The following is a 22,987-nucleotide window of genomic DNA, read 5'->3' on the forward strand; positions in this document are numbered from 1 at the left end:
ATGCCATTGATTTCTCTTGCCGATGGTCTGGCCCACGCCAGGGAACACCGCTACGCCCTGGGCGCGTTCAACGTGCTCGACTCCCACTTCCTGCGTGCGCTGTTTGCCGCCGCGAAACAGGAACGCTCGCCGTTCATCATCAACATCGCCGAAGTGCATTTTAAGTACGTGTCTCTGGAGTCGCTTGTCGAAGCAGTGAAGTTCGAAGCCGCCCGTCACGATATTCCCGTGGTGCTTAACCTCGACCACGGGCTGCATTTTGAGGCCGTCGTGCGCGCCCTGCGCTTAGGGTTCAGCTCGGTGATGTTCGACGGCTCGACGCTGAGCTATGAGGAAAATATCCGCCAGACGCGGGAAGTGGTGAAGATGTGCCATGCGGTGGGCGTCTCGGTAGAGGCGGAGCTGGGCGCGGTCGGGGGTGATGAAGGGGGTGCGCTTTACGGGCATGCGGATGAAGCCTTCTTCACCGATCCGCAGCTGGCGCGCGAGTTTGTCGATTTAACCGGTATCGACGCGCTGGCGGTCGCCATTGGCAACGCGCACGGCAAATACAAGGGCGAGCCGAAGCTTGATTTCCCGCGTCTGGACGCCATTCGACAGCAGACGGGCCTGCCGCTGGTTTTACACGGCGGCTCTGGCATAAGCGATACTGATTTCCGCCGCGCCATCGAGCTGGGCATTCATAAAATCAACTTTTATACCGGCATGTCGCAGGCCGCGCTCGCCGCCGTTGAGCAGCGCATGGCAAACCGCCAGCCGCTGTACGATGAATTTGCAGAGCTGCTGCTGGGCATTGAAGAGGCCATTACCGATACGGTTGCGGAACAGATGCGCATCTTCGGCAGCGCGGGGCAGGCATAATGGAACGCAAAGGGATTATCGCCGCAGGCAACATGCTGGTGGATCACGTCCACCAGATCGTACAGTGGCCGGAGCGCGGCTGGCTGGCGGAAATCACCCACAGTGAGCGCTCAACCGGCGGTGCGCCGCTCAACGTTCTGCTGACGCTGGCGAAAATGCACGTCGGCCTGCCGTTACAGGCGGTGGGGCTGATTGGGGAAGACAGCGACGGAGACTATATTCTGGCGATGCTCGACCAGTATCACGTCAATCGCCAGCGCGTGCAGCGTACAACGTTCGCCCCAACGTCGATGTCGCAGGTGATGACCGACCCCAGCGGACAGCGCACTTTTTTCCACTCGCCGGGCGCCAACCGCCTGTTGGATCTTCCCGCCTTCGATCGTTTAGACGGATCGCTGAAGATCTTCCATCTCGGCTACCTGCTGCTGCTCGACAGCCTGGACATGCCGGACGAGGAATTTGGCACCCGCAGCGCGCGGTTACTGGCACAGATGCGCGATCAGGGGTATGAAACCTCGCTCGATCTGGTGTCCCGCAAGGGCGATCCGCGCTATCAGCCGCTGGTGCTCCCTGCCCTGCGCCATCTTGATTATCTGGTGATTAACGAGCTGGAAGCCGGTGAGTTTAGCGGGCTTGAGATCCGTGACGGCCATGATGCGCTGAACATGGCCCATATCGCCGACGCTGCCACACAACTGCTGGCGGCAGGCGTGCGACAGCGGGTGGTGATCCACTGTCCGGAAGGGGCATGGGGTGAAGCGCCGGGTGAAAAAGGGCAATGGGTTCCGTCGTGGAAGCTGACGCAGGACGAGATTATCGGCAGCGTCGGCGCGGGCGACGCGTTTTGCGCGGGCTTTTTATACGGCTGCCATGAATCCCTGCCGCTGACGGAGAGTATTTATCTGGCGCACGCCTGCGCGCGGGCCAGCCTGCTGGCGGCTAATGCAATTGACGGCGCGAAAACGCTGGCCGAGCTTCAGGCGTTTATTCAGGAGAACGGTCAGGCGGCTTTCTCATGATGGGAAACGTCCGTGGCAAAAACATAGCCCAGACCGCGAATGGTTTTGATCAGCAGAGGCTGGTGCGGATTGACCTCAATTTTTCGCCGTAGCCGCATGATCAACACGTCGATAGTGCGGTCAAAGACCTCGGCGCTTTCGCTGTGGGTCAGCTTCAGCAGCTGTTCACGACTCAGTACCCGGCGGGCGTTTTGCGTTAATGCTAGCAGCAGGCCATATTCGCCTTGTGTTAACGGCACGGTATTACGCTGCGGATCGCTCAGCTCGCAGCGGGTGGTGTCCAGCGTCCAGCCGTTAAAGGCAATACCTTCAACGCGCGGCGCGGCAGGCTCCGCGTCCAGCGCGCCGGTACGCCGCAGCACCGCCTTAACGCGGGCGACCACCACGCGCGGATTGAACGGTTTTCCGATGTAATCATCAGCGCCCATTTCCAGCCCGACGACCACATCTGATTCACTTCCCAGCCCCGTCAGCATTACCACCGGTAGCGATGGTCGCTGCTTTTGCAGTTGCAGTAAAACCTGTAATCCGTTGATATCCGGCAGCATCATGTCCAGCAGAACCAGCGCAATGCCGGAGTCCTGCTGGACACGGTTCACCGCGTCCTGCCCAGAGTGACACGTCAGTACGGTAAAGACGTGCTCGCTGAGCACATCCTGTAGCAGTTCGCAGACTGCGACATCATCGTCAACCACCAGAATCGCCGGTTTCATCGCATGCTTCCGTCAGGGAATTATGTTAAGTCTGAACCATTCTGCCGCCGGCTCCAGCCGAATTGTTTTTTACGTGACGGAAATTCAATCCATGTCACATCCCCTGCCCTTTCGACACGTCAATTTTGACGATTGGCTGTTTTTCGTCAGGGTTTTGCCACGCAAAGGGTCGTAAAGTCAGGAAATACCCATAATAAAAACATGGCATAGAAGCTGCATATTGGGCAGGTAAGAACTGTTTAACTGGAGCAAAGTGATGAAAAAAGTCGTCACGGTTTGCCCTTATTGTGCCTCAGGTTGCAAGATCCACCTGGTGGTCAATAACGGCAAAATCGTCCGGGCGGAAGCGGCGCAGGGTAAAACCAATCAGGGCACGCTGTGCCTGAAAGGATATTACGGCTGGGATTTTATTAACGATACCCAAATCCTCACCCCGCGCCTGAAAACCCCTATGATCCGCCGCGAGCGCGGCGGCAAGCTGGAAGCCGTCTCCTGGAATGAAGCGCTGGATTACGTCGCCACGCGCCTCAGCGCCATCAAGGCCAAGTATGGCCCGGATGCGATTCAGACCACCGGCTCCTCACGCGGAACCGGGAATGAAACCAACTATGTGATGCAAAAATTCGCGCGCGCCGTTATTGGTACCAATAACGTCGACTGCTGCGCTCGCGTCTGACACGGCCCATCGGTTGCAGGTCTGCACCAGTCGGTCGGTAACGGCGCAATGAGTAATGCCATCAACGAGATAGATAATACCGATCTCGTCTTCATCTTTGGTTATAACCCGGCGGATTCTCACCCTATCGTCGCGAACCACGTTATTCGCGCTAAACAGAATGGGGCGAAAATCATCGTCTGCGATCCGCGCAAAATTGAAACCGCGCGCATTGCGGATATGCACATTGCATTGAAAAACGGTTCAAACATCGCGCTGTTGAACGCAATGGGGCACGTCATTATTGAGGAGAACCTGTACGACCAGGCGTTTGTCGCGACCCGTACAGAAGGATTTGAAGAGTATAAGAAAATAGTCGAGGGCTATACGCCTGAATCCGTCGAAGCGATAACCGGCGTCAGCGCGCAGGAGATTCGTCAAGCGGCCAGAATGTATGCCGGGGCGAAAACCGCCGCTATTCTGTGGGGCATGGGTGTGACCCAGTTCTACCAGGGCGTGGAAACCGTGCGCTCGCTCACCAGCCTCGCCATGCTGACCGGCAATCTGGGTAAAGCGCATGTGGGCGTGAACCCGGTGCGTGGTCAGAATAACGTGCAGGGTGCGTGTGATATGGGCGCGCTGCCGGACACCTATCCGGGCTACCAGTACGTCAAATTCCCGGAAAACCGCGAGAAGTTTGCGAAGGCCTGGGGCGTGGAGAGCCTGCCGGCACACACCGGGTATCGCATCAGCGAGCTGCCGCACCGCGCGGCGCACGGTGAAGTGCGTGCGGCCTACATCATGGGTGAAGATCCGCTCCAGACCGACGCCGAACTGTCCGCAGTGCGCAAAGGCTTTGAGGATCTGGAGCTGGTGATTGTTCAGGATATCTTTATGACCAAAACCGCGGCAGCGGCGGATGTGATTTTGCCGTCGACCTCCTGGGGCGAGCATGAAGGTGTCTATACGGCGGCAGACCGCGGCTTCCAGCGCTTCTTCAAGGCCGTCGAGCCGAAATGGGATCTGAAAACGGACTGGCAGATCATCAGCGAAATCGCCACCCGCATGGGCTACCCGATGCACTACAACAACACCCAGGAGATCTGGGACGAGTTGCGGCATCTGTGCCCGGACTTTTATGGGGCAACCTATGAAAAAATGGGTGAGCTGGGCTACATCCAGTGGCCGTGCCGGGATGAGTCAGAATCCGATCAGGGGACGTCATACCTCTTTAAAGAGAAGTTCGACACCCCGAACGGGCTGGCGCAGTTCTTCACCTGCGACTGGGTCGCGCCGATCGATAAGCTCACCGACGAGTATCCGATGGTGCTCTCCACCGTGCGTGAAGTGGGCCACTACTCCTGCCGTTCCATGACCGGCAACTGCGCCGCGCTGGCGGCGCTGGCGGATGAACCGGGTTACGCGCAGATCAACACCGCCGATGCCGAACGGCTCGGTATTGAAGATGAAGCGCTGGTGTGGGTGAATTCGCGTAAAGGCCGCATCATTACCCGCGCGCAGGTCAGCGACCGTCCGAACAAAGGGGCAGTCTATATGACCTACCAGTGGTGGATTGGCGCCTGCAACGAGCTGGTGACCGAGAACTTAAGCCCGATAACCAAAACGCCGGAGTATAAATACTGCGCCGTAAACGTGGAGTCCATTGCGGATCAACACGCTGCGGAACAGTATGTGATCGACGAATATAACAAGCTGAAAGCCCGACTGCGCGAAAGCGCAATGGGTTGAAGCCGTTAATTTATCGTTGAATAAAGGGAGTGATATATTCACTCCCTTTTTATTTCCGATTAATTCATAAGAAATAGAGATTATTATTCTGGAAAGCGGCTCGCAGAAATAATGTAATTTACGCAGAATAGAATTACATCTTTGCATTTTAATTCAGAGGGATAAGATGTGCGGCGGGTGCTTAAGACTTTCTGTCTTGAGCATTGTTGAGGGACAGAAAGTAGAAAGCCCCGGGAAATTTTCATTTACCCGAGGCTACTCCCTCAACTCCAACAAGTTGAGAGTAGCCTCTTATTCTTTTTTTGACAAGGAGTAAAAGGCATGACGCCTTTAAAAACTGCGTTAGGCATCGTCTTTATTGTTTGCCTGACGATAGTGATCTTTACCTTTATTACTCGCGGCAGGCTCTGCGAGTTTTCAATAAAGAGTGAACATCAGGAGGTGGCGGCGAAATTAGCCTGTAACGCAGGCTAACCTCTTCGGGCGGAACGCGTGTTCCGCCCGGCTTGTGGGATGCTGAGGTCTTAACGCACCCGTTTTTTTCTTCTGTCGCCGCGATTATACTGCGCGGCGTGTACCCAGATGATAAGAATCCATGAAAATCCTTTTTCTGATGTTGTTATTTTTAACCGCGTTTGCCCATGCCGATGAGATAGGCAGCCAGTATATAAAGCAGGCTGAAGCGGGCGATGCGCGCGCGCAGTATTATCTCGCCGATACCTGGTTCAGTTCCGGCGACAGCGCGCAGGCGGCGCTGTGGGCGGAAAAAGCGGCAAAAGGCGGTGATGTCGACGCCATGGCGCTGCTGTCGCAAATCCACTTTTCGCAGGGTGACTATGCGCAGGCTAAAGCCCTGGCCCAACAGGCAAACATTGCGGGCAGCAAACGCGGCGCGATCATGCTGGCGCGTGTGCTGGTGAACACGCAGGCGGGCAAAACCGACTACCCGCAGGCCATCGCACTGCTGCAATCGGCGACCGAAGACATCGATAGCGACTCGGCGGTAGACGCGCAACAGCTGCTGGGGCTGATCTATGCCAACGGCGTTGAAGTTCCTCAGGATGACGTGCAGGCCGCATCGTGGTTCAAGCGGAGTTCGGCTCTGTCCCGGACGGGCTATGCGGAGTACTGGGCAGGAATGCTGTTCAGGCAGGGTGAGAAAGGCTTTATCACACCGAATAAGCAGAAAGCGCTTTACTGGTTAAACCTGAGCTGTACCGAAGGGTTTGATACCGGGTGTGAAGAGTTTGATGCATTGAGCGGGGAGTAAATTGTTGCCCGGTGGCGCTGCGCTTACCGGGCCTACGGCTTATGCAGGCCGGGTAAGGCGAAGCCGCCACCCGGCTTTTTACATCACTGGTCAGCCGTTTTATCAAAACGACCCAGTACCTCGCGTTCATACGCCAGCGCTTTTTTACGGTCGAACTTGTGTTCCCACTTAGCGATTACCAGTACCGCCAGGGCATTACCCACCACGTTCAGCGCGGTACGCGCCATGTCGAGGATACGGTCCACACCGGCAATAAACGCCAGGCCTTCCAGCGGAATACCGACGCTGCCCAGCGTCGCCAGCAGCACCACGAAGGAGACGCCCGGCACGCCTGCGATCCCTTTTGAAGTCACCATCAGCGTCAGAACCAGTACGATTTCCTGCCACAGCGACAAGTCAATGCCGTACAGCTGCGCGATAAAGATCGCTGCAATACTCTGATACAGCGTTGAACCATCCAGATTGAAGGAGTAACCGGTCGGTACAACGAAGCTGGTAATGGACGCCGGCGCACCGTAGGCCTCCATCTTCTCAATGATACGCGGCAGTACGCTCTCGGAGCTTGCCGTGGAGTACGCCAGAATCAGCTCATCCTTCAGGATGCGGATCAGGATCCAGATGCTGAGCCCGCACAGGCGCGCCACAATGCCCAGCACCACCAGCGCGAAGAACAGAATCGCGAAGTGCACCAGAATCACCAGCTTCGCCAGCGGCCACAGGGAGGCAAAGCCGAAGTTCGCTACGGTCACCGCAATCAGCGCGAATACCCCGACTGGCGCATAACGCATCACCATGTGGGTGACTTTGAACATGGTTTCGGAGATAGAGCGGAACACGGTCACCAGCGGTTCACGGTGCGTCGCGGGCAGGGAAGAAAGCCCCAGGCCAAAGAGTACCGAGAAGAAGATGATCGGCAGCATCTCGCCCTTCGCCATGGACGCGATAATGTTGGTCGGTACCAGCGAGAGAATAGTCCCCATCAACCCATGCGAATGGCTCTGCACATCGGCGGTTGTGCTTTGGTATTTCGAAATATCCACCGTCGCCAGCTGCGACATATCGATCCCGGCACCAGGCTGGAACACATTCGCCAGGGTGATGCCAAGTACGATGGCAACCGTAGTGATCACTTCGAAATAGAGAATGGTTTTAACGCCGATGCGGCCTAACTGTTTCGCATCACCAACACCCGCGATACCGACCACCAGCGTCGAGATCACAATCGGCACAACAATCATCTTGATCAGATGAATAAAGATATCGCCCGCAGGGGAGAGAAGGTTCGCAATCAGCCACTCGCGACTGTCGCTATGATAATGGAGGTAACTGCCCAGCAAGATGCCCAGCACAAGGGCCAGCAGGATCTGCCAGGCCAGGCTGACTTTCAAATTTTTCATAGAAACTGACTTCCTCAATGAAATCTCCGCACCATCAAAACTGCATGAATATGGAGACATACTGAAAGGGTATGAATTGTGTTGCGTTGGTTTATGGGATTTTTTAACGCGCCGTATGAGTATCATTTGCACGGCATGCTGCGCAAGCCTTAAAGAACAAGGCATTTCACTGCAAAAAGTGTCATTGTCGGTAATTTATAGCAATTCGCATAAATAACCGTTTGTTATACAAAATATTTTCACTTCAAAAAAGTGAATAATTCTTCAGATGAATTATTTCCCTTCAAAGTTTCATTCGCTCAATTTTCATACTCTTCAGACATTGCGTGATCTGTCGCCCAAATACTAAACAAAGCTTGTAAAGCCCCTACTATTAACGTTTTTGCGACATATTATTAACATCTTACAAGGAGAAAAAAAGCCATGAGCCAAATACACAAACACGACATTCCCGCAAACATTGCGGACCGTTGCCTGATAAGTCCGGAGCAGTACCAGGAGAAATACCAGCAGTCCGTTTCCAGCCCTGACGCGTTCTGGGGTGAGCAGGGTCACATCCTCGACTGGATCAAACCTTATCAGAAGGTAAAGAACACCTCTTTCGCGCCGGGCAACGTCTCCATTAAATGGTATGAAGACGGCACGCTGAACCTGGCGGCGAACTGCCTGGACCGCCATCTTGCCGAACGCGGCAACGAAACGGCTATCATCTGGGAAGGCGACGATGCCTCTCAGAGTAAACACATCTCGTATAAAGAACTGCATCGCGACGTGTGCCGCTTTGCCAACGTGCTGCTGGCCCAGGGCATTAAAAAAGGCGATGTAGTGGCGATCTATATGCCAATGGTGCCGGAAGCGGCGGTGGCGATGCTGGCCTGCGCGCGCATCGGCGCGATCCACTCCGTTATCTTCGGCGGCTTCTCGCCGGAGGCGGTTGCCGGGCGTATTGTCGACTCGAATTCGAAGCTGGTGATCACCGCTGACGAGGGCGTGCGCGCCGGGCGCGGTATTCCGCTGAAGAAAAACGTTGATGAAGCGCTGAAAAACCCGAACGTGAAATCCATCAGTAACGTCATTGTCTTCAAACGCACGGGCGGCAAAATCGACTGGCACGAGGGGCGTGACCTGTGGTGGAGCGATCTGATTGAAAAAGCGAGCGACCAGCATCAGCCGGAAGAGATGAACGCGGAAGATCCGCTGTTTATTCTTTATACCTCCGGCTCCACCGGCAAGCCGAAAGGCGTGCTGCATACTACCGGCGGCTATCTGGTTTACGCGGCCACCACCTTTAAATACGTTTTCGACTACCATCCGGGCGACATCTACTGGTGTACCGCCGACGTGGGCTGGGTCACCGGCCACAGCTACCTGCTGTACGGCCCGCTGGCCTGCGGCGCAACGACGCTGATGTTTGAAGGCGTACCGAACTGGCCAACGCCGGCGCGTATGTGCCAGGTGGTTGATAAGCATCAGGTCAACATTCTCTACACCGCGCCAACGGCGATCCGCGCATTAATGGCGGAAGGCGATAAAGCCATCGAAGGCACGGACCGCTCTTCCCTGCGCATCCTCGGCTCCGTGGGCGAGCCGATCAACCCGGAAGCCTGGGAGTGGTACTGGAAGAAGATCGGCAACGAGAAGTGCCCGGTGATGGACACCTGGTGGCAGACCGAAACCGGCGGCTTTATGATCACCCCGATGCCGGGCGCCACGCAGCTGAAAGCCGGTTCGGCCACCCGTCCGTTCTTCGGGGTACAGCCTGCACTAGTGGATAACGAAGGCAATCCGCAGGAAGGCGCCACCGAGGGCAATCTGGTGATCGTCGATTCCTGGCCTGGCCAGGCGCGTACCCTGTTCGGCGACCACGAGCGGTTCGAGCAGACCTACTTCTCGACCTTCAAAAACATGTACTTCAGCGGCGACGGCGCGCGCCGGGATGAAGACGGTTATTACTGGATCACCGGACGCGTGGACGACGTGCTGAACGTCTCTGGCCACCGTCTGGGCACGGCGGAGATTGAGTCTGCGCTGGTGTCGCATCCGAAGATTGCCGAAGCGGCGGTTGTCGGCATTCCGCACAACATCAAGGGCCAGGCGATCTACGCCTACGTCACCCTGAACCACGGCGAAGAGCCGTCGCCAGAGCTGTATACCGAGGTGCGCAACTGGGTGCGTAAAGAGATTGGCCCGCTGGCGACGCCGGACGTGCTGCACTGGACCGACTCGCTGCCGAAAACCCGCTCCGGCAAAATCATGCGCCGTATCTTGCGCAAAATCGCGGCAGGGGACACCAGCAACCTCGGTGATACCTCAACGCTCGCGGATCCTGGCGTGGTGGAAAAACTGCTCGAAGAGAAGCAGGCCATCGCAATGCCTTCATAATTTTTTTCTCCCTCTCCCCTCACCCTAACCCTCTCCCCATAGGGGAGAGGGGATAAAACAAACCAACCTTACTTCTGGAGATTTCTGTGATGAATAACGATATTTGTCAGCAGATAGAGAATAGTGCGCACTACAGGGAGCTGGTCGAAAAACGGCAACGGTTTGCCTTCTTGCTTTCCATCATCATGCTAATTATCTACGTCGGCTTTATTTTGCTGATCGCCTTTGCGCCGCACTGGCTGGGCACCCCGCTGCATGAGGGTACCAGCGTCACGCGCGGTATTCCGATTGGGATTGGCGTTATCATCATTTCGTTTGTGCTCACGGGTGTGTACGTCTGGCGTGCGAACGGTGAATTCGATCGTCTTAACAGAGAAGTTCTGCGCGAGGTAAAAGCATCATGAAGAGAATTCTGACGGCGCTCGCCGCCACACTTCCCTTTGCTGCCCATGCAGCAGATGCCATTACCGGCGAGGTCCAGCGCCAGCCAACCAACTGGCAGGCGATTGTGATGTTCCTGATTTTCGTGGTGCTGACGCTGTATATCACCTACTGGGCGTCGAAACGCGTGCGCTCCCGTAACGATTACTACACCGCAGGCGGCAACATTACCGGCTTCCAGAACGGGCTGGCGATTGCGGGTGACTTTATGTCCGCCGCCTCGTTCCTCGGGATCTCCGCGCTGGTGTATACCTCAGGGTATGACGGCCTGATCTACTCCCTCGGCTTCCTTGTCGGCTGGCCGATCATTCTGTTCCTGATTGCCGAGCGCCTGCGTAACCTGGGGCGCTATACCTTTGCTGACGTCGCCTCCTATCGCCTGAAGCAGGGGCCGATTCGCACCCTCTCCGCCTGCGGTTCGCTGGTGGTGGTGGCGCTGTACCTGATTGCGCAGATGGTGGGCGCGGGTAAATTGATCCAACTGCTGTTCGGCCTGAACTACCACATCGCGGTGGTGCTGGTGGGCGTGCTGATGGTGATGTACGTGCTGTTCGGCGGCATGCTGGCCACCACCTGGGTGCAGATCATCAAAGCCGTGCTGCTGCTGTTCGGCGCCAGCTTTATGGCCTTTATGGTGATGAAGCACGTTGGGTTCAGCTTCAATAACCTGTTTACCGAAGCCATGGCGGTCCACCCGAAAGGGGAAGCGATCATGAGCCCGGGTGGGCTGGTGAAAGATCCGATATCCGCGCTCTCGCTCGGTCTCGGCCTGATGTTCGGTACCGCAGGTCTGCCGCATATCCTGATGCGCTTCTTCACGGTGTCAGATGCGCGTGAAGCGCGTAAGAGCGTGTTCTACGCCACCGGGTTTATGGGTTACTTCTATATCCTGACCTTTATTATCGGCTTTGGCGCGATCATGCTTGTGGGGGCGAACCCGGCGTTTAAAGATGCGGCAGGCGCGCTGATTGGCGGCAATAACATGGCGGCGGTGCATCTGGCCGACGCGGTGGGCGGCAACCTGTTCCTCGGCTTTATCTCTGCCGTGGCCTTCGCCACCATTCTTGCGGTGGTTGCGGGTTTAACGCTGGCCGGCGCGTCGGCGGTCTCGCATGACCTCTACGCCAACGTCTTCCGCAAAGGCGCGAGCGAGCGCGATGAGCTGAAGGTCTCCAAAATCACCGTGCTGGTGCTGGGCGTTGTGGCGATCCTGCTGGGCATTCTGTTCGAGAAGCAAAACATCGCCTTTATGGTGGGGCTGGCTTTCTCCATCGCGGCAAGCTGTAACTTCCCGATCATCCTGCTCTCCATGTACTGGTCGAAACTGACCACCCGTGGCGCGATGATTGGCGGCTGGCTGGGGCTGCTGACGGCGGTGATCCTGATGATTCTGGGCCCGACGATCTGGGTGCAGATCCTCGGTCACGCCAGCGCCATCTTCCCGTATGAATATCCGGCGCTGTTCTCCATTGCCGTGGCGTTTATCGGTATCTGGGTCTTCTCGGCTACCGACAATTCGCCGGAAGGTAACCTGGAGCGCGAGAAATTCCGCGCCCAGTTTATTCGTTCACAAACCGGTCTTGGCGTTGAGCAGGGCCGCGCGCACTAAGCCTTTTCTCCCCGGCCATTCTGGCCGGGGAGCTTAAAACATCACCCACGCCACCAGCGGTGCGATCAGCACCATCGTGACGCCCGAAAGCATCATCACCAGGCTCGCGACAACGCCCTCCTGCTGTCCCAGCTCATAGGAACGTGCCGTGCCCGCGCCGTGCGACGCCGCGCCAAATCCCGCGCCTTTGGCCATTCCTTCCCGAATAGAAAGCCGCAGAAACAGCATATCGCCCACCGCCATCCCAAAGACGCCCGTCACCACCACAAACAGCGCCACCAGATCCGGCTGGCCACCGAGCGGTTTGGCGGCTGCCAACGCAAACGGCGTGGTCACCGAACGCACCGCCAGGCTGCGCTGGATTTCATCCGACAGGGTAAACAGCCGCGCCAGCCAGACCGAGCTGCACACCGCCACCACCGTCGCGGTGACGACGCCCGCGCTGAGCGACATCCAGTGGCGTCTGATAATAGCGAGGTTGTCATAAACGGGTACGGCGAAGGCGATGGTCGCCGGGCCGAGCAGCCACAGCAGCCAGTGGGATTCGCCAATGTAGTTCTGCCAGGAGATATGGCCGAAGACCAGCATCAGCACCAGCAGGATCGGCGTAAAGACCAACGGCATCAGCGGCAGCGCGCGAAAGCGGCGATACAGGCGCTTGTTGGCAAAGTAGATGACAACTGTCGCAATCAGGCACAGCAGGCTTATCTGAAAGTTAGTCATGCTTCTGCCTGCTGATTTCAAAGCGATACACCTTATCCACCACCCAGGCGGTGGCGCCCAGCACCATCAGCGTGCTCAGGGCGATAACCGCAAAGATGCGCCAGCCGTCGACCATCAGCAGTTGTGCATAATTCACCACCGCCACCACGGCCGGCACAAAGAACAATAGCATCTCCGCCAGCAGCCAGCGCGCCCCGGCGCGCACCCAGTTAAGGGGCAACGCGCGACAGAGGATCAGCGTCAGCATCAGCACCATCCCCACCAGGTTGGCGGGTAAAGGCAGATGCAGCCAGTCGACAAGATATTCCGCGAAAACAAACAGTCCCGCGTAAAGCAGTACCTGAACCGGTACCTGAAGTCGTTGCACAACGGCAGGCGTAACACGGCTTAACGCCACGGCCATGGGGGTTTTCCTCAGAAATGAGACGAGGCGCCAGTATAGTGAGCGTACGGTATCGACTGAAATGAATTAAAATCATCGAAGGTATAGTTTCGAGGAATAATCATGGACATAAGAACGCTGCGCTATTTTGTCGAGGTGGTTCGCCAGCAAAGTTTTACTCGCGCAGCGGAGAAGTTATTCGTAACCCAGCCGACCATCAGCAAAATGCTGAAAAACCTCGAAGATGAGCTGAACTGTACGCTGCTGATCCGCGACGGGCGCAAGCTACTGCTGACCGATACCGGTCGCGTAGTGTTCGAGCGCGGGCTGGCCATTCTGGCAGAGTTCCGCCAGCTGGAGGCCGAGCTTGGGGACATCAACCACCTGACAAAAGGGCTGCTGCGGCTCGGTATTCCGCCGATGGTCGGCATGATGATGGCCGGGCCGATAAGCCTGTTTCGTCAGCGCTATCCCGGCGTTGAGCTAAAAATTTCTGAATTTGGCGGCCTGACCGTGCAGCAGGCGGTGATGAACGGTGAACTGGACGTGGCCATGACGGCCCTTCCCGTAGAGGAGGAAAGCGGCCTGGCGACGCTGCCGCTGTTCAGCCACCCGCTGTGCGTGCTGGTGCCGCGCTCCGGCGACTGGCTGAAGATAGACTCAGTAAAACCCGAGCTGCTCGGCGAACACCCGCTGCTGATTTACAACGAAGATTTTGCCTTAAGCCGCCAGCTGATGGCGCTGTTTAACCAGCACAACGTAAAGCCGCGCATTGCGGTGCGCAGCGGCCAGTGGGATTTTCTGGCGGCGATGGTACAGGCGGGCGTGGGGATTGCCATTCTGCCGCAGCCGATCTGCGAGCGGCTGGATAAAAACACGCTGCGCTGGATCCCGCTGGAGAGCGACCTGCACTGGCAGCTGGGGATGATCTGGCGTGAAGGGGTCTATCTGTCGCACAGCGCGCAGGCGTGGTTGCAATGCTGTGAGGGGTTTTGGGTGCCCTGACCCCTCACCCCAACCCCTTTCCCCATAGGGCGAGGGGCTCGATCGGTTCCCTCTCCCCTATGGGGAGAGGGCTAGGGTGAGGGGGCAAAGCGCGCTACTGATTCTCTATCAACAACGCTTCCAGCAGGTCCAGATCGTGCAGCAGCTTTTGCAACGTCTCGTTGCTGATCTGCCGCGTCGCGCGCAGGTGATACAGCTCGGCACGCTCGGAGCGCAGCGCCGCCAGGCGGAAACGGCGTTCGAGGTTCTCTTCCTGCAACGAACTTTCCACGTCGTTACGTCCGTCAGCACGGCGACGCAAATTACCAATCACGCGTGAACTGACTTCCTTCAGCAGTTGGTTATCAATGTTCTCTTCGGCATCGGCGGCCAGACGCTCCTCCATTTTCTCGATGGCGACAATCGCCACTTCCGCCGTCGCCGCACGGGCAATCCGCTCTTCTTTGTGCTGCTGCGAGGAGTCACCCGCGTCAATATGTTGCAGCAGAATCGGCAGCATAATCACGCCGACAAACAGCGAGAAGAGGATCACGCCCGCCGCCAGGAACACCAGCTCGTAGCGCGCCGGGAAGACGTCGCCCGTCGGCAGAAGCAGGGGAATGGAGAGTACACCAGCAAGGGTGATCGCCCCGCGAACGCCCGCGAAAGAGGCAATCAGCAGCTCGCGCGTGGTCCACGAGCCAAACTCCATCGGCTTTTTGGTCAGGAAGCGAACGCTGAATTTCTTCATCGTCCACAGCCAGCCGAAACGTACCAGCATCAGCGCAAGGTAGATGAGCACGATATCGGTAAATAGCATCCAGACTTCAACGTTTGGATCCGCTTCGGCCGCAATCAGCGAGGATTCCATAATGCCCGGCAGTTGCAGGCCCAACAGCAGGAACACCATGCCGTTAAAGACAAACTCGAGCATCGCCCAGGTACTGTTTGCACGCAGGCGCATCGCCAGCGGTGCGCGGCGCATCACGCCGGAGCGGGTGATGGTCATCCCCGCAGCTACCGCCGCCAGAATGCCCGACACGCCGATATGTTCGGCAATCAGGTAAGAGGCGAACGGCAGCAGGAACAGCAGGACGATCTGCGTCGCCGGTTCATCACCACCCCAGCGGCTAAGGAAGCGCAGCGAGCGTCCGTACAGCCAGCTCACTACGAAGCCCGCGAGGATACCGCCAATCGCCACCTTGAAGAATTCCAGGGTCGCGCCGCCTACGGTAAAGACCATGGTGCCCATGGCAACCGCCACGGCAAACTTCAGGGCGACCAGGCCAGAGGCGTCGTTCATCAGCGCCTCGCCCTGCAAAATGCCCATGATTTTCTTTGGAATGCGCCCTTCACCCACAATGCCGGACAGCGCCACGGCGTCGGTAGGCGACAGCACGGCAGCCAGCGCAAAGGCGGGGATGAGCGGGATCCCCGGTACGGCCCAGTAGATCAGGAAACCAATCCCGACCACGGTGACGACCACCAGCGCCAGCGCCAGGCCGAAGATCTCTCGCCCGTGCTCCAGAAATTCGCGCGTCGGCGTTTTCCAGCCATCGGCAAACAGCAGCGGCGGGATAAACAGCACGAGAAACAGTTCCGGATCGAACTCCACGTGCAGACCGAACGTCGGCCACGCCAGCAGCGCGCCGATAGCTATTTGCATTAAGGGCAGGGGGACCTGGAAGGGCAGTACGCGTGTAACCACCCCGGATAATGAGACCACAAGGGTCATGATGAGTATTGTGAAGAAAATTTCCATGCGTTCCCTGTTTGCTGTGTTTCTTATAAGCCAAACCTGAGGCGTCGTGCCTCTTATTCTATCCTCTCCAGAGTAACGTAAAAGGCAACAGGATGAGTCCTGAAAATAAAAACGGGCGGCCTTAGCCACCCGTTTTCGCATAAAAAGTCAATTCAGATGGCCCAGCCGCCCGCGTAGAACGCCACCAGCGCAACGGCGATGACCACGGTCCCAATGTTCAGCTTGCGCCACTCACCGGAGACCAGACGCCCAATCACCAGCGAGGCGAAGCCGATCATAATGCCGGTCACGATGTTACAGGTCAGCACGATGAATACCGCAGTGATCAGGCCGGACATGGCATCAACAAAATCCGCGAAGTCGATTTTCGCCACGTTGCTCAGCATCAGCAGGCCAACGTACATCAGCGCAGGTGCGGTCGCGTAAGCTGGCACCAGATAAGAGAGCGGAGAGAGGAACAGGATCAGCAGAAACAGTACGCCAACGGTGATGGCCGTCAGGCCGGTTTTACCGCCCGCCGCCGTACCCGCTGCGGACTCGATGTACACCGCCGCTGGTGCCGCACCCACCAGACCAGAGAAAACGCTGCTCAGGGAGTCGGTGGTCAGCGCTTTGCCGCCGTCAATAATCTGTCCGTCTTTATCCAGCAGGTTCGCCTGACCGGCCACCGCGCGGATGGTGCCGGTGGCGTCAAATACCGCGGTCATTACCAGCGCCAGCACGCTTGGCAGGATCACCGGGTTCAGCGCGCCCATAATATCCAGGCTGCCAATTAGGGAGTTGCCTTTGTCATCGCTCAGCGACGGCATGGCGAAAATCCCGGAGAAATGAACGGTCGGGTCGAAGATCAGGCCGACGATGGACACGCCGATAATGGTCAGCAGAATGCCGCCCGGCACTTTCAGTTTTTCCAGGCCAATGATCACCGCCAGACCCACCAGCGACATGATCACCGGGAAGCTCGCGAAGTTACCCAGCGCAACCGGCAGGCCGTCCAGCGGGTTCTTGATGACCAGGCCGACGCCGTTGGCAGCGATCAGCAGCAGGAACAGACCAATACCGATGCCGGTGCCGTGCGCCACGCCCTGCGGCAGGTTGCGCAAAATCCAGCTACGAATGCCGGTTGCTGAAATTACGGTGAACAGCACGCCCATCAGGAACACGGCGCCGAGCGCTACCGGGACGCTGATCTGCTGGCCCAGCACCAGGCTGAAGGCGGTAAACGCGGTCAGGGAGATGGCGCACCCGATCGCCAGAGGCAGGTTCGCCCACAGGCCCATCACAATCGAACCCACACCCGCAACCAGGCAGGTGGCAACGAAGACCGCCGCTGGCGGGAAGCCCGCTTTGCCGAGCATGCCCGGCACCACGATGACGGAGTACACCATCGCCAGAAACGTGGTCAGACCGGCAACAACTTCCTGGCGCACGGTGCTGCCGCGAGCAGAAATTTTAAACATGGCGTCAAGTGAACCGCCGGTACGCGCAGATGGCGTAGACATAGAAAACATCCCCTGAGAGTTTTTTAGGAAGTCCGTAAGCGAGGTGGAGACGCCACTGCCAGCTAAACGTCAAATCCTTGTGTTGCGTTTGCGACGAAAGGGCGTCACAGAAAAAGCAAACGTTTAGCTCCGCGCTTACAAACGGGTGGTCAAATTAAGGCAAACGATTATCTAGCCTAATACCCGCCCTTTTCAACTGAACTTTCTCGTTTTTCGCTAAAATTGCCTCATGACGATGAAGAATTAAGCAGAGGATGCGCAAACGTTATCGTCCATGCGCAATTTCGTTAAATTTCATCCCTCGCCGGGGATCGTCAGCGGGCCGCCTTTCGCAAGCGTTGTCTGCCAGCCCGGACGTGCCTCCACTCTCTGTTTCCACGCCGCTATGTGGTCGAGATTGTCGATGCCGCCTCTCGCCAGCAGGGCGAAGAGGGGAAAACTCATCTGGATATCAGCCATGGTCAGCGTGTCGCCGGCAAACCAACTGTTTTCGGCAAGATGATCGTTAATAAAGCGCGCATGCGTTTCCAGCTGGCGGTTGAGATACGCTTTTTGCACCCCCTGCCCCAGCGCCTTACCCAGCGTGCGCAGGCCAAACGGGACGGGTGGTTTGCCGAGGCTGTTAAACACCAGCTTCATTAACAGTAGCGGCATCAAAGACCCTTCGGCGTAATGCAGCCAGAAGCGATACTGCACTTTATGGGCGGGATCTAACGGTTTGAATCGTGACGCCGAATCGTACGTTTCCTGAAGATATTCCAGAATCGCACCTGATTCGGCCAGAACCAGTCCGTTATCTTCGAGTACCGGGGATTTTCCCAGCGGATGCACTTTTTTGAGCGAGTCTGGCGCGAGCATGGTTTTTTCACGCTGGTAGCGCACGATGTCGTACGTCAGACCCAGCTCTTCCAGCGCCCAGAGGACACGATGTGAACGAGACTGATTAAGGTGGTGGACCGTTAGCATGATGTTCTCCGATGATTCATACTTTTTAACTATAGAAAACTGAACAACTTCACGAAAAAAATTCGGCTAAAATCTCACCGTCTCCGGTGGCAAAAACGGCGGCCGGGCATAAAATTAAAGTGTCAGTACAAACCGGAACCTCCTTCACAAGCTCGACACGAGGGGTACTGATGTCGGGGGAAACCCTCCCGTGAGCCAGCGGGATAGAGAGAAAGACAAAGACCGGAAAAAACTAAAGCGCCCTTAGTGGCGCTTTAGTTCTTTATGTTTGTTGCCGGGTGGCGGCTGCACCTTACCCGGCAAACACCTCTCAATCCTCCTCCAGCAACCGTGCCCCTGTTCCCTGCTCGCCAAGCCTGTCACCCGGGTTACGCAGCGGGCAATCGCTACGTGATAAACACCCGCAACCAATGCAGCCATCCAGTTCATCGCGCAGGGCCACCAGCGTGTGAATACGACGATCCAGTTCTTCTCGCCACTGGGACGACAGCTGCTTCCACTCTTTCGCGCTCAGTGAGTGCCCTTCCGGCAATACGCCGAACGCGTCACCAATGGTGGCCAGAGGAATGCCGATACGTTGCGCAATTTTGATAATCGCCACGTAGCGGAGCACGTCGCGCGTGTAGCGCCGCTGGTTTCCGGCGTTGCGGGTACTTTTTATTAACCCTTTGCTTTCATAGAAGTGGAGCGCCGACACCGCCACACCGCTTCGCTTCGCCACTTCACCGGGGGTTAACAGTGCTTTGATGCGCGGTAATCTCTTTTCCATAAAACCTCTTTACCTCAAGTTAACTTGAGGAATTATACTCCCCCGCAGAGAAAACGACGAATTAACCAGGACAGATGTCTCCACAGAGGGGTAACCTTATGTCGCATCAGCAAATTATTCAGACGCTTATTGAATGGATTGATGAACATATCGACCAGCCGTTGAACATTGATGTGGTCGCTAAAAAGTCGGGCTATTCGAAATGGTATTTACAGAGAATGTTCCGCACCGTAATGCATCAAACGCTGGGTGATTACATTCGCCAGCGCAGGCTCCTGCTGGCGGCGCAGGCGTTACGCTCAACGCAGCGGCCCATTTTTGATATCGCAATGGATCTGGGCTATGTGTCGCAGCAGACCTTTTCCCGCGTCTTCCGCCGCGAGTTTGACCGTACGCCGAGCGACTACCGCCATCAGCTCAATTAATGCGTGTTAACGCAAGGGTTGCTGCTGCCAGGCCATAAATGCCTGGGGCGGCATCGCTTTCGCGAAGTGCCATCCCTGGCAATACTGTACGCCACGCTTCAGCAGCCAGCTCACCTGCTCCCCCGTCTCGACCCCTTCCGCAATGGTTTTCAGCCGCAGGCTTTGCGCCATCTCAATGATGTGCTCGGCAATCAGGTGGCTGGTGCTGTTGGTGGTTAAGGTATCGATAAAGGATTTGTCGATTTTCAGGATATCGACGTTCAGCGAATAGAGGTTATGCAGGTTAGAGTAGCCGGTTCCGAAATCATCAATCGCCACTTCATACCCCGCCTGACGAAACGCCTGAATGACCGGCGTGGTTTTCGGCACGTCAATAAACCCCCGCTCCGTCACCTCAATTTTGATCTGCTGCGCGCGAACCGAGTAAAAGCGGGCTTTGTCGGAGATCAGGGCGATAAGACGCGAAGAGTGGAAATCTGACGCCGACAGGTTAATCGAGACATACAGATCGGGATGAGCGGCAAGAAAATGCCCCAGATCGCTGAACACCTCCTCCACGACGTAATCCGTAATGCGCTCAATCATCCCCTCTTTTTCTGCCAGGGGAATAAATTCCGCCGGGCTCATAACCTGACCGTTGAATCCAGGCCAGCGCAACAACGCCTCTGCCCCCACGCACTGGTTATTTTTAATATCAATGATGGGCTGATAATGGACGCACAGCTGGCGTTTATTCAGCGCCCGGTGCAGAAGTCGGCCAGGCGAATTGAATTCACGGTGTGTACGCGACCACACCAGCAGAATAATAATGCTGCAAATTATCCCTAGCGGTAGCGTCAGGGTAGCCTGATGATAAAGCGTTTTATAAAAACGGGCACTGGAGGTTGAAACGATGGCCGCAATGGGCCGCTGCTCTGATTTTACGATCGTATAAAAACGGTCATCTTTCTGAAAAGTCGTTTCCTGATGTCGAAGCATCGAATGCAATAAAGAAATATTGGCTTTCTGGCTCACAGAAAAGAATGCATTGCTGACGGTGTCATACACTCCCCACGACAGGGAACGATCGTCTGACATCACCTCACTGTACGAAAGCGGGTTGACCACTGCGACATAATTTCCGCGCTGCATATATATCATTTTATAACCATTAAAAAATGGTGTATCGCGAAAATAATAGATAGCAACGTCGGGTTTACGTGTGTAATTGGCAGCGGGGATGATGTAAGGATGCTCCGGCGTAAAAAGGGTCGAGCAGAGAAAGTCCTGGCCATCAGCATAAATTAAATCGGCAACAAAAAGGCGACCGCGGGAAACGTTCAACATATATTGACGATGCTCCGGCGTACACACTTTGCCCTGATATTTTTCCGCGTCTTTCCGGGCCAGGTCAACCTGTTGAATAACCCGTTCAGTTTTATTTAAAGCAAGTTCAGCAAACGTGCGCAGCTGGGCGCTGATTTCCGACACTGCACTAAGCTGGGCAAACCATAGCGCAAGCATCACCGGCAGTATAACTACCATGATAATCCCGACCACTTTGAGCATTTTGCGCCGCGCGCTACGATTCATTTCCCGCTCTGTATCCCTGCATGTTGTACGCCTGTAGCAATGAAGACCGGCTGCTTTGATAAACAGGTGATTACGTTGCATGAATCATAGGAAGTTAGCAACTGACTTTTGGTATTAAAAATCCTAAAATTCGTGATGCCGATAATATTTTCCCGTAAGCCAAACTAAAAGTATTCATTTCGTTTCTGATAAGGAAAATAATTACCCGCGACAGGTGTGGAAAATTCGCTGGCTGAAATAGCCTGCTCTTTGTTCTTATGCTGATTTATAAATAATCAGACGCCAGGACCGTTTTTCCTCTTCCCGTACGCTTGGCGTCATATAATGCCTTATCGGCACGCATCAGTATGGCAGAAGTATCTCGTTGCCCCTGACAGACTTCAACCACCCCGGCGCTGAAGGAGAGTACCAGCGTTTTATCGCCCACACGCAGCGGTTTTGAGATCAGCGCGGCACGCAGGCGAGAAGAGAGCAACGTAGCGGCCATACCATCCGTACGCGCCAGCAGAAGAACAAACTCTTCGCCCCCCACCCGTCCCAGCGCTGACCCGGCCGGGCTCACCTCGCGAATACGGTCGCAAAAGTGAATCAATGCCGCATCGCCAACCTGATGTCCCCACCGATCGTTAATCTGCTTGAAATAATCGAGATCGAACATCAGGAGACAGAAGTGGCTACTGACATCCTGCGGCGAACTGGCTGCCAGCGCCATTTTGAGCTGCTGTAAGATTGTCGAGCGATTCAGACAGCCCGTCAGATCGTCCGTGGTGGCTTTGACGGTCAGCTGCTGTTCTGCTTTTTTACGTTCGGTGATATCCAGGCCAATATTGAGAATGGAGTTATCCGGCAAAAGGATGTTTGACCAGAGAATCGTTAACTGCGTCCCGTCTTTACGCACCGGGTGCCATTCGTACATATCCTTAAGTGGTGCGAAACGAACCGACTCCTGCACGCGCTGTCGCTCCTCGGGATCCGGATAAAACAGGGCCAGTGGATCGGGGTGCTCGTCGATTTCAGTCATACTCCAGCCAAAGACTTTTTCGCATTCGGCATTCCACAATACACACCGGTTATGCCTGTCAAAGGCGTTCATTAATACCGGCGCACGCTCAAATAAGGTTTTATATTGCGTGACGACGCGCTGCATTTCTTGCGCCGTTTTTTCCCGCACGATGATGTCATCAAAATAATCTTTTAGCTTCTCAACCAATACCACCACGATATTTTTCAGTATCGGCAACGAGGTAAGTTTTCCATTAAAAGCCAAAAAGAAATAACCACTGCACTGTCTGCCATGCGCTGAGAGTTTACACAGGACGCCGCTTTGCAGCCGCGCATAGCCCGGGTGCTGAGGGGAAAATACCGCCCGGCCAATATGCGCTTTCCAGTAGATAACGCGCCAGGCGCGGTGATGCCGCTGCAACAGGGTGCTGGCAAGAAAATCCGCCACGTTGAAGGCGTGACACGTCACGTCGCCAGCACAAACCACGCGCGGCCCGTCTGCGGATTCGACACTGACCCACGAGAGATTTGCCCCCAGAGCGCTGTTGATGGTTTCCAGCATTTCCACCGGCGAACACTGCGCGTTGAGTTGCGGCATCAGCTTCGCCAGGGCGTGCAGCGCCTGCATGCTGTCGTTAATAATCTCGCGTCTTTGTTCTTTCATTATCTTTTCGCAGGTCATTAATCGAGAGAGCAACCGCAATAACTCATATCTGAATAAAAGAATAAGACCACGAAATCAAAGAGCATGCTGAGTGTAAAACAAAGAATATAAAATCCAAAAAAGGCAATTAATTCAATGCG

20 protein-coding genes are annotated in these 22,987 nt (G+C 56.0%); 10 read left to right on the forward strand and 10 right to left on the reverse strand.

Annotation, left to right across the window (positions count from 1 at the left end):
- The gene (locus DD597_RS22230; protein WP_003860242.1) at positions 1–861 is read left to right on the forward strand and encodes a ketose 1,6-bisphosphate aldolase; all 861 of its coding nucleotides are present in this window, start codon (positions 1–3) and stop codon (positions 859–861) included.
- Positions 861–1,880, forward strand: coding sequence for a carbohydrate kinase family protein (locus DD597_RS22235; protein WP_003860244.1), 1,020 nt, complete (start codon positions 861–863; stop codon positions 1,878–1,880). The genes DD597_RS22230 and DD597_RS22235 overlap by 1 nt, the downstream gene beginning before the upstream one ends.
- On the opposite strand, the gene DD597_RS22240 is transcribed toward DD597_RS22235, so the two are convergent.
- Positions 1,862–2,593 carry a response regulator gene (locus DD597_RS22240; protein WP_003860246.1) on the reverse strand — a complete coding sequence of 244 codons (732 nt, stop codon included), beginning with the start codon at positions 2,591–2,593 and terminating at the stop codon, positions 1,862–1,864. The genes DD597_RS22235 and DD597_RS22240 overlap by 19 nt on opposite strands.
- 256 nt (positions 2,594–2,849) lie before the next feature.
- Here DD597_RS22240 and fdhF point away from each other — a divergent pair, with 256 nt between their 5' ends.
- From fdhF to DD597_RS22255, 3 genes are all read left to right on the forward strand, one after another.
- Entirely contained in the window at positions 2,850–4,997 is a 2,148-nt protein-coding gene (gene fdhF, locus DD597_RS22245; protein WP_080340436.1) for a formate dehydrogenase subunit alpha, read from the forward strand.
- A gap of 321 nt (positions 4,998–5,318) precedes the next feature.
- Positions 5,319–5,471, forward strand: a complete 153-nt coding sequence (locus DD597_RS22250; protein WP_003860252.1) for a Hok/Gef family protein — start codon at positions 5,319–5,321, stop codon at positions 5,469–5,471.
- A gap of 121 nt (positions 5,472–5,592) precedes the next feature.
- Positions 5,593–6,267: a tetratricopeptide repeat protein gene (locus DD597_RS22255; RefSeq protein ID WP_045894774.1), complete on the forward strand. Its 675-nt coding sequence runs from the start codon at positions 5,593–5,595 to the stop codon at positions 6,265–6,267.
- An 83-nt stretch (positions 6,268–6,350) separates the two neighbouring features.
- On the opposite strand, the gene gltP is transcribed toward DD597_RS22255, so the two are convergent.
- Positions 6,351–7,664: a glutamate/aspartate:proton symporter GltP gene (gene gltP, locus DD597_RS22260; RefSeq protein ID WP_003860256.1), complete on the reverse strand. Its 1,314-nt coding sequence runs from the start codon at positions 7,662–7,664 to the stop codon at positions 6,351–6,353.
- A gap of 423 nt (positions 7,665–8,087) precedes the next feature.
- Here gltP and acs point away from each other — a divergent pair, with 423 nt between their 5' ends.
- The 3 genes from acs (at position 8,088) to actP (ending at position 12,096) form a co-directional block, all read left to right on the forward strand.
- Complete coding sequence (gene acs / locus DD597_RS22265; protein WP_109948763.1) at positions 8,088–10,046, forward strand: acetate--CoA ligase; 1,959 nt, start codon at positions 8,088–8,090, stop codon at positions 10,044–10,046.
- 89 nt (positions 10,047–10,135) lie between these two features.
- A complete protein-coding gene (locus DD597_RS22270; RefSeq protein WP_032608251.1) occupies positions 10,136–10,450 on the forward strand; it encodes a DUF485 domain-containing protein in 315 nt (104 codons plus the stop codon).
- Positions 10,447–12,096: a cation/acetate symporter ActP gene (gene actP / locus DD597_RS22275; protein WP_008503395.1), complete on the forward strand. Its 1,650-nt coding sequence runs from the start codon at positions 10,447–10,449 to the stop codon at positions 12,094–12,096. Before DD597_RS22270 ends, actP begins: the two co-directional genes overlap by 4 nt.
- 33 nt (positions 12,097–12,129) lie before the next feature.
- Here the strand turns inward: actP and DD597_RS22280 are convergent, their stop codons facing one another.
- Positions 12,130–12,819: an LrgB family protein gene (locus DD597_RS22280; RefSeq protein WP_022650232.1), complete on the reverse strand. Its 690-nt coding sequence runs from the start codon at positions 12,817–12,819 to the stop codon at positions 12,130–12,132.
- Positions 12,812–13,222, reverse strand: coding sequence for a CidA/LrgA family protein (locus tag DD597_RS22285; RefSeq protein WP_022650231.1), 411 nt, complete (start codon positions 13,220–13,222; stop codon positions 12,812–12,814). Before DD597_RS22285 ends, DD597_RS22280 begins: the two co-directional genes overlap by 8 nt.
- A 102-nt stretch (positions 13,223–13,324) precedes the next feature.
- Between DD597_RS22285 and DD597_RS22290 the strand changes: the two genes are divergently transcribed.
- On the forward strand, positions 13,325–14,206 hold the full coding sequence (locus tag DD597_RS22290) for a LysR family transcriptional regulator (protein ID WP_003860268.1): 882 nt from the start codon (positions 13,325–13,327) through the stop codon (positions 14,204–14,206).
- Positions 14,207–14,300: 94 nt separating this feature from the next.
- On the opposite strand, the gene DD597_RS22295 is transcribed toward DD597_RS22290, so the two are convergent.
- From DD597_RS22295 to soxR, 4 genes are all read right to left on the reverse strand, one after another.
- Positions 14,301–15,947, reverse strand: coding sequence for a Na+/H+ antiporter (locus DD597_RS22295; protein ID WP_003860270.1), 1,647 nt, complete (start codon positions 15,945–15,947; stop codon positions 14,301–14,303).
- 152 nt (positions 15,948–16,099) lie between these two features.
- Entirely contained in the window at positions 16,100–17,449 is a 1,350-nt protein-coding gene (ghxP, locus tag DD597_RS22305; RefSeq protein ID WP_003860271.1) for a guanine/hypoxanthine transporter GhxP, read from the reverse strand.
- Positions 17,450–17,743: 294 nt separating this feature from the next.
- Complete coding sequence (locus tag DD597_RS22310) at positions 17,744–18,415, reverse strand: glutathione S-transferase family protein (RefSeq protein WP_003860274.1); 672 nt, start codon at positions 18,413–18,415, stop codon at positions 17,744–17,746.
- A gap of 310 nt (positions 18,416–18,725) precedes the next feature.
- Positions 18,726–19,184 carry a redox-sensitive transcriptional activator SoxR gene (gene soxR, locus DD597_RS22315; protein WP_032661173.1) on the reverse strand — a complete coding sequence of 153 codons (459 nt, stop codon included), beginning with the start codon at positions 19,182–19,184 and terminating at the stop codon, positions 18,726–18,728.
- Between the two features lie 98 nt (positions 19,185–19,282).
- Here soxR and soxS point away from each other — a divergent pair, with 98 nt between their 5' ends.
- Positions 19,283–19,609 (forward strand): superoxide response transcriptional regulator SoxS, encoded by a 327-nt coding sequence (gene soxS / locus DD597_RS22320; protein WP_003860277.1) that lies wholly within the window; start codon positions 19,283–19,285, stop codon positions 19,607–19,609.
- Between the two features lie 6 nt (positions 19,610–19,615).
- On the opposite strand, the gene DD597_RS22325 is transcribed toward soxS, so the two are convergent.
- Together DD597_RS22325 and DD597_RS22330 are read right to left on the reverse strand one after the other, a co-directional pair.
- Complete coding sequence (locus tag DD597_RS22325) at positions 19,616–21,181, reverse strand: EAL domain-containing protein (protein ID WP_116290911.1); 1,566 nt, start codon at positions 21,179–21,181, stop codon at positions 19,616–19,618.
- Positions 21,182–21,446: 265 nt separating this feature from the next.
- Positions 21,447–22,847, reverse strand: a complete 1,401-nt coding sequence (locus DD597_RS22330; RefSeq protein ID WP_003860281.1) for a sensor domain-containing diguanylate cyclase — start codon at positions 22,845–22,847, stop codon at positions 21,447–21,449.
- Between the last annotated feature and the right edge of the window lie 140 nt (positions 22,848–22,987).

The organism is Enterobacter cloacae complex sp. 677-3DZ2D5B (genome assembly GCF_004136695.1).
GTDB classification, from domain to species: domain Bacteria; phylum Pseudomonadota; class Gammaproteobacteria; order Enterobacterales; family Enterobacteriaceae; genus Enterobacter; species Enterobacter hormaechei_C.